This window comes from Clostridium sp. AF32-7AC, from assembly GCF_003477925.1.
Lineage (GTDB): Bacteria > Bacillota > Clostridia > Lachnospirales > Lachnospiraceae > Otoolea > Otoolea fessa.
The window spans coordinates 568,362-580,940 of record NZ_QUEG01000001.1; the positions used below are offsets into that span (position 1 = coordinate 568,362).

Genomic DNA, 12,579 nt, shown 5'->3' on the forward strand with positions numbered 1-12,579 from the left:
GCCGTAAGAAAACGTGGTGGCAGCAGGAATTTGCCGTATTGAAATGCGAAGCCACGGCAAATTCCGTTACTGGACACGTATGCGTGTTCAGTAACAAAATTGGAAATGGTCGGGCAGGTTCTGAGGATGGAAGGAAGGACGAACTATGGAAGAGAAAAAAGTTACATTTGAAGAAAAACTCACACAGCTTCTGGAATTGGCAAAAACAAAGAAAAATGTACTGGACAATAAAGAAATATTGAATTATTTCCATGGTGAGATACTGAGCCCGGAACAGCTCGATCAGATCTATGATTTTCTGGAAAATCATCATGTAGACGTTCTCCGGATGGATGACGATGAGGACATGGAGCCAGAACTTTTTGAAGACGGCGAGGAGGAGGAGCCGATCGACGTGGACAACCTGGATCTCAGCATCCCGGATGGCGTCAGCCTCGATGATCCAGTTCGGATGTATCTGAAAGAGATCGGAAAAGTGCCGCTGCTTTCCCCGGAAGAGGAAATTGAACTGGCGAAGCGGATGGAGCTGGGAGATGAAAATGCCAGAAAACGTCTGGCGGAGGCGAATCTGCGCCTGGTTGTCAGCATTGCGAAGCGCTATGTCGGCAGAGGTATGCAGTTCCTTGACCTGATTCAGGAAGGAAATCTGGGTCTTATCAAGGCGGTTGAAAAATATGATTATTCAAAAGGATTTAAGTTCAGCACCTATGCAACCTGGTGGATCCGTCAGGCGATCACGCGCGCGATCGCGGATCAGGCGCGGACGATCCGGATTCCGGTTCACATGGTGGAGACGATCAATCGTCTGATCCGGACTTCCAGACAGCTTTTACAGGAACTTGGACGGGAACCTACCCCGGAGGAGATCGCGGAAAAGATGGAGATGCCGGTTGAGCGTGTGCGGGAGATCATGAAGATTTCACAGGATCCGGTTTCCTTGGAGACACCGATCGGCGAGGAGGAAGACAGTCATCTGGGCGATTTCATTCAGGACGATCATGTGCAGGTTCCGGTCGATGCGGCAACCTATACATTGCTGCATGAACAGCTCATGGAAGTGCTCGATACGCTGACCGAGCGGGAGCAGAAGGTGCTGCGTCTGCGCTTTGGCCTGGACGACGGCAGACCGCGCACGCTCGAAGAGGTAGGACGGCAGTTCAATGTCACCCGCGAGCGGATCCGCCAGATCGAGGCGAAAGCGCTGCGGAAGCTGCGCCATCCGAGCCGGAGCAAAAAATTGAAGGATTATCTGGATGAATGATCTGGAAAGAAGAAATAAAAAGTAGAACACAGGAGAATAAATCATGCGGACAGAAGTAAAACTCTCGAAGCGTCTGGAACGGATCGCTTCTTTTGTACAGCCGGGCAGCCGGGTGGCAGATATCGGCACCGATCACGGTTATGTGCCGATCTGGCTGGTGCAGAAGGGCGTGTGCCCGTCGGCATTGGCGATGGATGTGCGGAAAGGCCCGCTGGAGCGGGCGGAAGAACACGTGGAAGAGGTGGGGCTTTCCGGGAAAATTGAACTGCGCCTGTCAGACGGACTGGCAAAATTGAAGGCAGGCGAGGCAGACACAGTTGTGATCGCAGGAATGGGCGGAAAACTGACCTGCCGGATTCTGGAACAGGGACGCCATGTGTGGGAGAATTGGAGCGAGGGAAAAGAACGCCTGATTCTGTCGCCGCAGTCGGAGCAGGACGAAGTGCGTCATTTTCTGGAAAAACAGGGATTTTCGATTCTCCGGGAAGCGATGGTGACGGACGAGGGAAAATATTACATAGTGATAGAAGCGGCGCGAGGCACGATGCGGCCGGGGAGAGAGCAGGATTACCGTTTTGGAGCCGATTTGATCCGGAAGAAAGATCCGGTGCTGCTTGCGTATCTGGAGAAAGAAGAGAAGATGACGCGGCAGGTGCTGGCAGGGCTGACAGAAAATGATGCCCAGAACAAGAAGAGAACTTTAGAAGCCAGTGAAGCGGGAGAGGCGGCGATCAGCCGCCGTGGAGCGCGCATCAACGAACTGACCGCCTATCTGGCGCTGATAGAGGAGACGAGACATGAAATGCAGTGAGATTATCAAGATCCTGGAAACACTTTCGCCGCGCAGCATGGCATGTGACTGGGACAATCCGGGGCTTTTAGCGGGGCGCAGCGGGAAGGAAGTGAAGACGATCTTTCTGGCGGTGGACGCCACCGATTCTGTGATTGAGCAGGCAGAGCAGGCGGGGGCGGATATGATTTTGACGCACCATCCGCTTATTTTCAAAGGAATCAAGCAGGTGTCCGATCAGAATTTCATCGGCAGAAGAGTCCTGCGGATGATTCAGGATGATATTTCCTACTATGCGATGCACACCAATTTTGACGCGGCGCCGGGCTGCATGGCAGATCTGGCGGCAAAGAAGCTGGGACTGACGGATTGTGAGGTTTTAGAGAAAATGGGAGAGACCGGGGACGGCACTTCCTACGGAATCGGATGCACTGGACGATTCGAACAGCCGATGACGCTGCAGGCAGCTGCCGAGCGGGTCAAGGAGGCATTTGGCCTGCCGTATGCGGCGGTATTCGGTAAGCTGGACGGTGAGGCAGTGATTCAGAAAGCGGCGGTCTGCCCGGGCGCGGGAGGAAGCACGATGGGAGAGGCACTGGCAGCCGGGGCGCAGGTTTATATCACAGGAGATATCAGCCATCATGAAGGAATCGACGCGGTTGCACAGGGCATGGCGGTCATTGACGCCGGACATTATGGAATTGAACACATTTTTACAGAATTTATGGAGAAATATCTGATGAGGAAGCTGGGTGATGCCGTGAAGGTTGTACGGGAGAAACCGGCGTTTCCAATCCAGATTGTTTAGGGAGGGGATTACATGCCGGAGGTACGGATTGGGAGTGAGATAAAAACATATCCGCAGGGAACCGCCTACGCGGAGATTGCGGAGGAATATCAGAAGAATTACGAGAATGATATTCTTCTGGTCTCGGTAAATGGACGGCTGCGGGAGCTGCATAAAACACTGCAGAAGGACTGCCAGATGGAATTTATCACAGCGGCAGATACGGCTGGCTATCTGGCATATCAGAGAAGTGCCGTTTTTCTGATGATGAAAGCCTTTCAGGATGTGGTGGGGAAAGATCATCTAAAGAATCTGACGGTCTGCTTTTCCGTGGAAAATGGTCTGTATGTCGAAGTGGAAGGCGAGGTGACACTCAGCCAGAAGCTTTTAAATCAGGCAAAGGAGGAAATGGAGCGCCTGGTAAAGCTGGATCTTCCGCTCTTAAAGCGCAGTGAAAATACGGATGAGGCGATGGATCATTTCCAGGAGCAGGGCATGTATGACAAGGCGCGTTTGTTCAATTACCGGCGGGCGTCGCGGGTCAATGTTTACCGGCTCGGCGATTATGACGACTATTTCTACGGATATATGGTCATGAGCACCCGGTATCTCAAATATTTTGATTTACAGATGTACGAGGAAGGATTTATCCTGCGTCTGCCGAACAAGAAGCAGCCGAAGGCGATTCAGCCGTTCCATCCGCAGAAAAAATTGTTTGATGTCCAGCAGGAGGCAGAAAAGCTTGGTCACAAGCTCGGTGTATTTGACGTGGGAACACTCAACGATACGATCGCGCAGGGGCGCATGAACGACCTGATCCTGATGCAGGAGGCGCTGCAGGAAAAGAAGATCGGAGATATCGCGGAGCAGATTCATGAGAGCGGACGCAAGCTGGTCATGATTGCGGGACCGTCCTCTTCGGGAAAAACAACTTTTTCGCACCGTCTGTCGATTCAGCTCGGTGCGCTGGGACTGAAACCGCATCCGATCGCGGTGGACAACTATTTTGTCAACCGTGTGGACAGTCCGCGGGATGAGAACGGAAATTACGATTATGAGGCGTTAAACTGCATCGATGTGAAACAGTTTAATGAAGATATGGAAGCACTTCTGGCGGGAAAACGCGTGGAGCTGCCGGTTTACAACTTTGTCAAGGGCGAGCGCGAATATAAGGGCGATTTTCTGCAGCTTGGGGCGGAGGATATTTTGGTCATCGAGGGAATTCACTGTTTGAATGATGATTTGTCGTATTCACTGCCGCGTGATAAGAAATTTAAGATTTATATCAGTGCGCTGACCCAGTTAAATATCGACGATCACAACCGCGTTCCGACGACGGACGGACGTCTGATCCGGCGGATGGTCCGCGATGCGAGAACGCGCGGCGCGTCGGCACAGGACACGATCCGGATGTGGGATTCCGTCCGCCGGGGCGAGGAACGGAACATTTTCCCATATCAGGAACAGGCGGATGCGATGTTCAATTCGGCATTTTTATATGAGTTTTCGGTGCTCAAACAGTATGCGGAGCCGATCCTATATAGTGTTCCGCGTGATTCGGCGGAGTACAGTGAGGCGAAGCGGCTGCTCAAATTTCTTGATTATTTTCTGGGTGTCAGCAGTGAACAGGTGCCGCACAATTCGATCGTGCGTGAATTTATCGGCGGGAGCTGTTTTAAAGTATGATTGACTGGACAAATGCCTGAAAATATGGTAGAGTTAGGATGTTTTGAGTAAGACAGATGGTCGCGGCTGCAGAACCGAAAGGCTGCAGGTGAGGAAAGTCCGGGCTTCACAGGGCAGGATGCCAGATAACGTCTGGTGGAGGCGACTCCAAGGACAGTGCAACAGAAATGTACCGCCCGGTTTACCGGGTAAGGGTGGAAGGGCAGTGTAAGAGACTACCGCCCGGCTGGTAACAGCCGGGGCACATGTAAACCCCATCCGAAGCAAGACCGAACAGAGAGCGCAAGGCGGCCCGTCTGCTCTCGGGTAGGTCGCTTGAGCCTGCTGGCGACAGCAGGACTAGATAGATGACCATTCAACGACATAACCCGGCTTACCGTTTTGCTCAAATCATTTAAGAGGGCTGTTGCCGAATGCAGATACCAAAGAGCATCTTTATCCGGCAGCGGCTCTTTTTTCTATATTGCATACAAAAGAAAAGGGGGAAATTTTATGTTAGAAGGATTTGCATCACTCGTTGGTGTGATCAGCAATGTTATGTACAGCTATCTGTTGATTATCATGCTGCTGGCGGTCGGACTGTATTTCACACTCCGAAGCCGTTTCGTACAGCTCCGTCTGCTTCCGGAATCAATCCGGGTAGTCGGAGAAAAGACAGACAGCAACTCCGTATCCGCATTTCAGGCGCTGATGGTATCGACGGCGAGCCGCGTCGGCACAGGCAATATCGTAGGTGTAGCCAATGCGATCGCGATCGGCGGTTACGGCGCGGTGTTCTGGATGTGGCTGATCGCGATTGTCGGCGGCGCATCGGCTTTTGTTGAGAGTACGCTGGCACAGATTTATAAGAAGCGCGACGCATCCGGCGGAAGCTACGGAGGTCCGTCTTATTATATCGAGGCGGCGCTGAAGAGCCGTGCGCTGGGCGTTGTCTTCGCGATTGCCCTGATTGCTACTTATGCTGGCGGTTTTAATATGCTGGCGTCCTTTAACCTAATTGACAGCATGTCGAATTACGGCTTTTACCATCAATTTATGATGGGGGACAGGAGCCTGGTTCCGATGATCGGCGGCGCCATTCTGGCGATTCTGGTCGGCATCTGTATCATAGGCGGCGGAAAACAGATTGTCCGCATTACCGGCGTGCTGGTTCCGTTTATGGGCGTTTTCTACATCCTGATGGCGATTGCGGTCATGATCTTAAACATCGGAAGACTCCCGGAGGTATTTGTCAATATCTTCTCCAATGCCTTTGATTTCAAGGCGATCTTCGGCGGATTTGCAGGTTCTGCCATGATGCAGGGAATTAAGAGAGGTCTGTATTCCAACGAGGCGGGTGTCGGTTCTGCACCGAACGCGGCGGCAGCGGCCGATGTCAGCCATCCGGTTAAGCAGGGACTGGTACAGATGCTTTCTGTTTTCATCGATACGATCCTCATCTGTACGGCAACTGCGATGATGTGTCTCTGCACCGGCATCGTTCCGTCGGAAGAGCTGAAAGGCGCTCCGTTTGTACAGGAATCGCTGGGAACAATATTTGGTGTGATTGGACCGTACTTCATCACATTTGCACTTCTTCTCTTTGCATTCACGACGCTGCTCGGCAACCTGTTCTACTGTGAAGGATGTCTCAACTACATCGCAGGCCGCACGCTGAAAAATAAAGAAATGAATGTGTTCCGCCTGTTTGCGGTGGTAGTTGTTTTCATTGGCGCACAGCTCCAGTTCGGTCTGGTATGGGATCTCGCGGATGTCCTCATGGGTATCATGGCGATCATCAACCTGCCGGTTATCGTGATTCTGGGAAATACAGCGCTCAAATGTCTGGATGATTACCTGGTGCAGAAAAAGGAAGGCAAGAATCCGTGCTTCAAGGCTGAGAGTATCGGGCTGGAAGGTAAGACAGAGTTCTGGAATTAAGATGTTCAAGGGTAGGCACTTTTGGAATCTATAATCTGGAAAATAATAAAAAGCCATGAAATCGCTTATGATCTGTAAATCTACAGAAAAGTCGTTCATGGCTTTTTTGATATTCATTTGATATATTCAGGAGAATTTACAGCGAATACTTCTCATCACAGTACTGGCAGCGGTATACCTCTTTTTCCTCATCCGCGAGATAGAAGATATGCGGAAGCTCCTGCTCGATCGAGGTAATGCAGCGCGGGTTCTTGCAGTGGATGACATTCGTGATTTTTTTCGGCATCTTGACATTTTTTTTCTCTACGATTTTTCCATCCTTGATGATGTTGATCGTGATACGGTGATCGATGTAGCCGAGCACATCAACATTTACCAGATCAAGGCTGCCGTCGATCTTGATGATGTCCTTGCGTCCCATCTTGCTGCTGCGCGCATTTTTGATAATAGCCACCTGGCAGTCCAGCTTGTCCAGCCCCAGTTTAAAGTAAATATCCATACTGCGTCCTGCCTGGATGTGGTCCAGAACAAAACCTTCTTTTAATCCGCTGATATTTAACATGGTTTTTCCACCTCCAGTAAAGTCATGATCAGAGCCATACGGACGTATACGCCGTACTGAACCTGTTTGAAGTAAGCGGCACGCGGGTCGTTGTCCACCTCAACGGAAATCTCATTGACACGCGGAAGCGGATGGAGCACAAACATATCATCACGGGCAAGTTCCATCTTCTTTTTGTCGAGAATGTAGCAGTCTTTCATACGGATGTAATCTTCCTCGTTGAAGAAACGCTCTCTCTGGACACGTGTCATGTAGAGAATATCAAGCTCCGGCATCGCCTCATCCAGGTTTTCAACCTCTTTGTACTCGATTCCCTTTGCATTCAGTGTATCCTCAATGATATAATCCGGGACGCGCAGTTCCGGCGGGGAAATGAGGACGAAACGGATGCCTGTGTAGCGGGACAGCGCATTGATTAAGGAGTGAACCGTGCGTCCGAATTTCAAATCGCCGCACAGACCGACTGTTAAATTGTTCAGGCGTCCTTTTAAAGAACGGATCGTCATCAGATCGGTCAAGGTCTGCGTAGGATGCTGGTGACCGCCGTCGCCGGCATTGATAACCGGGATGGAAGAGTGCAGGGAAGCAACCATCGGCGCACCTTCCTTCGGGTGGCGCATCGCGCAGATATCTGCGAAGCAGGAGATAACGCGGATGGTATCTGCCACACTCTCGCCCTTGGAAGCAGAGCTTGAATCGGCAGAAGCAAAGCCAAGAACCCGTCCCCCTAAGTTCAGCATAGCAGCCTCAAAACTTAAGCGTGTACGGGTGCTTGGCTCATAAAACAGAGTCGCGATTTTCTTTCCGTCGCAGACGTGTGCATATTTGGCTGGATTGGCTTCGATATCGGAAGCGAGATCCAGAAGCTGGTCGATCTCCTCAACGGAAAAATCCAGTGGATTCAGCAAATGTCTCATTTGATTCTCCTTCTCTATTCGTATTAGCATATTTTTCCCAACTATTATAAAACATTTCCAGATGGATTGCTATAGCTTTTAATGATCTGTGATATAAAAAATATGAATAGGGGGGATAGAAAATATGGACAATGTGATGACGGCTGGAAGATTACCTGCGATGAAATAGGAAATAAAAATGACTTTCCAGGGCAAAATAGATTAGCGTAAGGAACGGTCAGACAGGGTGAAAAATCTGGTAAGAAAAGCGTAAGGAACATTAAGAAAAATAAGGTAGGAGAATTGAAACAAATCCGGTATAATGTAGAAAGAAGAACTGGAATTGCAATGGTTGAAACTTGTATAAATCCAGGTTGTCAGGAATGGATTTCGATGGAATATTCAGGAGCATGAAATAAGTTAGAAAATGGAGAAGGCTGATGGAAGAGCGGAAAGTGCCGGGGAAGAATGAACTCCGGAAACGGGAACCTGTCATACAGGTAAAAAATCTATATAAAGTCTACCGCGTCGGCGAGACGAAGGTATACGCGCTGAACGGCGTTGATTTTACGATGTACCGTGGCGAATTCTGTGCGATTGTAGGTACCTCCGGTTCGGGTAAATCTACCTTATTGAATATGCTGGCGGGGCTGGAGAAGCCGACGAAGGGCGAGATTGTCATAGCCGGACAGCACATAGAAAAATTAAACGAGAACCAGCTGGTGGCATTCCGCCGGGAGCGGGTCGGATTTATCTTCCAGTCATATAACCTGCTCGGTACGATGAATGCGGTTGAAAATGTAGCGCTTCCGCTGTCCTTCCGCGGTGTGCCGCGCGTCAGGCGCCGGGAGATGGCGGAAAAATATCTGAAAATGGTCGGACTGGAAAAAGTCGGCGATCATATGCCGAACCAGATGTCCGGCGGGCAGCAGCAGCGTGTCGGCATCGCACGGGCGCTGGTGGTACATCCAGAGATCATTTTTGCAGACGAGCCGACTGGAAATCTGGATTCGCACACGACGATGGATGTGCTGAAACTGATGCAGCGGATCGTCCGGGAACAGAACCAGACGCTGGTTATGGTCACGCATGATAACCATCTGGCGGCGTATGCGGACCGGATCTTCCATATTATCGATGGTAAGATTGTGAAGATAGAGGAGAATCGGCAAATGGGTAAGGAAGATGGGAAAATAGAAGGCTAAAACACAGGAATGCTGACGATAGAATGAGAAATTGATAAAAGCAGCATTTAATGTGAGAGGATATGGAGGTATGAAAAATGAGAGGTATGAGAAAGTGGAAGAGATGGGCGGTGTTTTTGCTGCTTTTTGTGGTGCTGGCAGTGGGAGGAAGCCGGACAGCGCAGGCGGAGATGCTGGATATGACAAAATATAACAATGATTTAATTACCGTCAGCAAAGTGCCGCACGGAAAGGCCGGAAATAAAATTTCGATTAAGATGACGGTTCATAATAATGGCAGCAAAGGAGATAATTATTTAAGAACAATTCGTTTAGCCAATGCGGATCAATACGATCAATTTTATACATATGATGATGACGATGATGATGACAGTGATTCGGATTCCAATATTTCATGGTCTGGAAAACATTTTCCATTTGAAGCTGATTCAAATACGTTTAAAGAAAAAAGAATTGATGTAAAGCCAGGTTCGTCTAAAAGTGTAACATTGACGTATAAACTGCGCCGGGATTTGGCAGCAGGATATTATCAGGCGTTTTTCTATATTGATGACAGCCTAAAAGTCGGCATCAACATCTGGGTATCCGCCTACGATGGTTCCTCCACCGAGGAAGACGACAACACGAAGCTGGATTACGATTTTTCCATCGGCGATAACCAGCAGACGCCGTATGCGGGGTACAATCAGGTCATGGATTTTGGCGTGAACCTGACCAATACGGGACTTAAAAAGGTTTACGATGTCCGCGTGGATATGCAGCTTGACGCAGATATTACGAAATTCCCGTTTGATATCAATGAGGGCAACTATAACCGTAAAATGGGGGATATGGAATCAGGGCAGATGGTGACGGTTCCGTACAGCATGATGGTGCGTGAGGACGTAAAATCGGGCTTTTTCCCGATTCACTATCTGGTTACATACCGCGAAGAAGAGGGCGGCGAGTTTTCGGAGCCGGTGGACAAGGTGTTTTACGTGCGCGTCAAGGGAAAAGATGACGATGAGCTGTCGGCGGATGCGGGCGAGCAGGATCGAACCAAGGCGCGTATCATCGTGGACAGCTTCGAGACGATCCCGGCAGAGATCTATGCCGGGCAGCCGTTTGAGCTGCGCGTGCGGATGAAGAATGCCTCCTCCGATGTATCGGCTTCCAATATCATGTTTACATTTGCGTCAGAAGAGGTTGAAAATACACCGATCTTTACCTCGGAGAGCGGTTCGACTTCGGTGGTAGTCAACAATATGGCGCCGGGGGCGACGGCGGATTTGTCGATGGTGTTCAAGGCAGCGCCGACGGCAGAGCAGAAATCATACCGCATGACAATCCAGGAGCAGTACGACAGCCCGGAGTTTAAAAATGCCAAGGAAGAGGTCAAGATTGCACTTCCGGTCAAGCAGGAGCCGCGTCTGAACACCAGTACGATCGATGTGATGCCGGATGCGGTTGAGGTTGGTTCTGAGACCAATGTCATGTTTGGCATCAACAACACCGGAAAAGTAATTCTTTACAATGTTATGGCGCGTTTTGAGGCAGATTCTATCCAACCAGCTGACGCTTATGTGGGAAATATCAAGCCGGGCGAAACCGGCAATGTCGATACGATGCTGACCGCGATTGCGCCGACAACCGATGATGGAAAAGTGAAGATTATCATTTCCTATGAGGATGAAAATGGAGTCGTTTCAGAGACTGAAAAAGAAATGCTTCTGAACGTGAGTGAGGCGTTTTCCGATGACGGGATGGACGGCATGGATGGAATGGACAACGGCATGGATGCAGATGCCGATGCGGCGCAAGCGGGCGGCGCTGGGCGGATCGCTCCGATGCTTGTGATCGCTGCGCTGGTGGGCGCAGGTGTCGGTGTAGTTGTCTGGAAGAGGAAAAAGAAGAAAATAGCAGGAGAAAAGGCGCTTGAAGACGAATTAGAAGAGGAACTGGACAATGAGCTGGGCGAGCCGGAAATGACGACAGCAGATGTATCGGAAGACGAAACAAAGGACGTTGAAAAAGAACAAAACGATCATCTGAAAAGAAAGAAAAAATAGAAAGGACCGGTGAAAATGAGATTCAGTGATCTGCTGACGATGAGCGTCAACAACCTGTTTCGCAGAAAGCTCCGTACCTTTCTGACGGTTCTGGGAGTCGTGATTGGTACGGCATCGATCGTTGTCATGGTTTCCATCGGAATAGGACTGAAAGAATTTACCATCAAACAGTATTCTTCCTATGGAAGCCTGACCGCGATTCAGGTATATAATTATAACAATGGAAATTCCAGTGACAAGAAAAATCCGGAAGACAGCTTCATGACGGATGAGACGATGAAGACATTTGAAAAGATTCCGCATGTGACAAGTGCTTATCCGGATCTGAACCTGAATGTGATTATGCGTCAGGGTGCCTACGAGGGAAACGTGCAGCTGCATGGGATCCCCTTGGGAGCGATGAAGAATATCAAGCTGGGAGAAGGAAGCCTGCCGACAACTGAAACGAAGGACATGGAGATGGTAGTCGGAAATATGGTCGCACAGAATTTTAGCAATGCCAAGACAGGAAAAGGTTACTGGGACACCGGGGAGATGCCGGACATCGATTTTATCAACAAACCGATGTTTACGATCTTTGACACGGATGCGTACTATCAGTCCAAGGGAAATTCCAGCGGCGAGGATGGCAGCCAGAAAGTAGCGGCGCCAAAGAAATATATGATGAAAACGGCTGGAATGGTAGCGGGTGGACCGGAAGACTGGAGTGATTACAGCTACGGCGTCTACGTGGATCTGAATAAGCTCAAGACACAGCTGAAACAGATATTTAAGAAAAAGCCGATTCCGGGACAGCCGACCAACAAAAAAGGAAAACCTTACAATTATTTTGTCTATGAGGAAGCGACGGTAAATGTGGACGACATGGATCATGTAATTGAGGTGCAGAAAGCCATCAGCAACATGGGCTACGAGGCAAACAGCCAGATGGAGTGGCTGGAACAGTCCAAGCAGCAGTCTAATATGATTCAGGCAGCCCTCGGCGGCATCGGCGCCGTCTCCCTCCTGGTTGCTGCGATTGGCATCGCCAACACGATGATGATGTCCATCTATGAGCGGACGAAAGAGATTGGCGTGCTGAAAGTGCTGGGATGTTCCCTTGCAACCATCCGAAATATGTTTCTGATTGAGGCAGGTTTTATCGGTTTCATGGGAGGACTCATCGGACTGGCGCTGAGTTTTATGGTTTCCGTGCTGATTAACCAGTTTCTGGCAGCGACTTTTTTATATGGAATGGATGGAAAACTGTCCGTGATCCCGATCTGGCTGGCAGTTCCATCGGTAGGATTTGCCATCATCATCGGCATGGCAGCCGGATTCTTCCCGGCAATGCGCGCGATGAAGCTGAGTCCGTTGGCGGCGATACGGAATGAGTGATACGTTTGCTTATGCGATAAAATAGGCAGATGCCAGTTTTCCTCCTT

At 49.9% G+C, this 12,579-nt stretch carries 10 protein-coding genes and 1 other RNA gene; 9 read left to right on the forward strand and 2 right to left on the reverse strand.

Translation table 11 applies throughout. From position 1 onward, the window contains the following. The first annotated feature begins 145 nt into the window (after positions 1-145). From rpoD to DWZ45_RS02640, 6 genes are all read left to right on the forward strand, one after another. Entirely contained in the window at positions 146-1,261 is a 1,116-nt protein-coding gene (gene rpoD / locus DWZ45_RS02615; protein WP_022359694.1) for an RNA polymerase sigma factor RpoD, read from the forward strand. 43 nt (positions 1,262-1,304) lie between these two features. Continuing rightward, positions 1,305-2,072 (forward strand): class I SAM-dependent methyltransferase, encoded by a 768-nt coding sequence (locus DWZ45_RS02620; RefSeq protein WP_118467462.1) that lies wholly within the window; start codon positions 1,305-1,307, stop codon positions 2,070-2,072. Beyond that, positions 2,059-2,859 (forward strand): Nif3-like dinuclear metal center hexameric protein, encoded by an 801-nt coding sequence (locus DWZ45_RS02625; protein WP_118467464.1) that lies wholly within the window; start codon positions 2,059-2,061, stop codon positions 2,857-2,859. Before DWZ45_RS02620 ends, DWZ45_RS02625 begins: the two co-directional genes overlap by 14 nt. Positions 2,860-2,871: 12 nt before the next feature. Beyond that, a complete protein-coding gene (locus tag DWZ45_RS02630; protein ID WP_118467466.1) occupies positions 2,872-4,524 on the forward strand; it encodes a nucleoside kinase in 1,653 nt (550 codons plus the stop codon). Between the two features lie 44 nt (positions 4,525-4,568). Then, positions 4,569-4,916, forward strand: an RNA gene (gene rnpB / locus DWZ45_RS02635) — RNase P RNA component class A. Positions 4,917-5,016: 100 nt separating this feature from the next. After that, complete coding sequence (locus tag DWZ45_RS02640; protein ID WP_117795155.1) at positions 5,017-6,444, forward strand: alanine/glycine:cation symporter family protein; 1,428 nt, start codon at positions 5,017-5,019, stop codon at positions 6,442-6,444. 136 nt (positions 6,445-6,580) lie between these two features. Here the strand turns inward: DWZ45_RS02640 and DWZ45_RS02645 are convergent, their stop codons facing one another. Both DWZ45_RS02645 and pyrB read right to left on the reverse strand, forming a co-directional pair. Next, positions 6,581-7,006 carry an aspartate carbamoyltransferase regulatory subunit gene (locus DWZ45_RS02645; RefSeq protein WP_107001545.1) on the reverse strand — a complete coding sequence of 142 codons (426 nt, stop codon included), beginning with the start codon at positions 7,004-7,006 and terminating at the stop codon, positions 6,581-6,583. After that, complete coding sequence (gene pyrB / locus DWZ45_RS02650; protein WP_107001544.1) at positions 7,000-7,923, reverse strand: aspartate carbamoyltransferase; 924 nt, start codon at positions 7,921-7,923, stop codon at positions 7,000-7,002. Before pyrB ends, DWZ45_RS02645 begins: the two co-directional genes overlap by 7 nt. Before the next feature lie 419 nt (positions 7,924-8,342). Here pyrB and DWZ45_RS02655 point away from each other — a divergent pair, with 419 nt between their 5' ends. The 3 genes from DWZ45_RS02655 (at position 8,343) to DWZ45_RS02665 (ending at position 12,532) form a co-directional block, all read left to right on the forward strand. Further along, positions 8,343-9,107 (forward strand): ABC transporter ATP-binding protein, encoded by a 765-nt coding sequence (locus tag DWZ45_RS02655; RefSeq protein WP_118467468.1) that lies wholly within the window; start codon positions 8,343-8,345, stop codon positions 9,105-9,107. Positions 9,108-9,184: 77 nt separating this feature from the next. Then, complete coding sequence (locus DWZ45_RS02660) at positions 9,185-11,155, forward strand: CARDB domain-containing protein (protein WP_227589713.1); 1,971 nt, start codon at positions 9,185-9,187, stop codon at positions 11,153-11,155. A 15-nt stretch (positions 11,156-11,170) separates the two neighbouring features. Beyond that, positions 11,171-12,532 carry an ABC transporter permease gene (locus DWZ45_RS02665; protein ID WP_118467470.1) on the forward strand — a complete coding sequence of 454 codons (1,362 nt, stop codon included), beginning with the start codon at positions 11,171-11,173 and terminating at the stop codon, positions 12,530-12,532. The last annotated feature ends 47 nt before the right edge of the window (positions 12,533-12,579 follow it).

Excerpts from the sequence above, each read along its gene's own strand:
- rpoD (WP_022359694.1), top strand. The coding sequence starts at position 146 with ATGGAAGAGAAAAAAGTTACATTTGAAGAAAAACTCACACAGCTTCTG.
- DWZ45_RS02620 (WP_118467462.1), top strand. The coding sequence starts at position 1,305 with ATGCGGACAGAAGTAAAACTCTCGAAGCGTCTGGAACGGATCGCTTCT.
- DWZ45_RS02625 (WP_118467464.1), top strand. The coding sequence starts at position 2,059 with ATGAAATGCAGTGAGATTATCAAGATCCTGGAAACACTTTCGCCGCGC.
- DWZ45_RS02630 (WP_118467466.1), top strand. The coding sequence starts at position 2,872 with ATGCCGGAGGTACGGATTGGGAGTGAGATAAAAACATATCCGCAGGGA.
- DWZ45_RS02640 (WP_117795155.1), top strand. The coding sequence starts at position 5,017 with ATGTTAGAAGGATTTGCATCACTCGTTGGTGTGATCAGCAATGTTATG.
- DWZ45_RS02645 (WP_107001545.1), bottom strand. The coding sequence starts at position 7,006 with ATGTTAAATATCAGCGGATTAAAAGAAGGTTTTGTTCTGGACCACATC.
- pyrB (WP_107001544.1), bottom strand. The coding sequence starts at position 7,923 with ATGAGACATTTGCTGAATCCACTGGATTTTTCCGTTGAGGAGATCGAC.
- DWZ45_RS02655 (WP_118467468.1), top strand. The coding sequence starts at position 8,343 with ATGGAAGAGCGGAAAGTGCCGGGGAAGAATGAACTCCGGAAACGGGAA.
- DWZ45_RS02660 (WP_227589713.1), top strand. The coding sequence starts at position 9,185 with ATGAGAGGTATGAGAAAGTGGAAGAGATGGGCGGTGTTTTTGCTGCTT.
- DWZ45_RS02665 (WP_118467470.1), top strand. The coding sequence starts at position 11,171 with ATGAGATTCAGTGATCTGCTGACGATGAGCGTCAACAACCTGTTTCGC.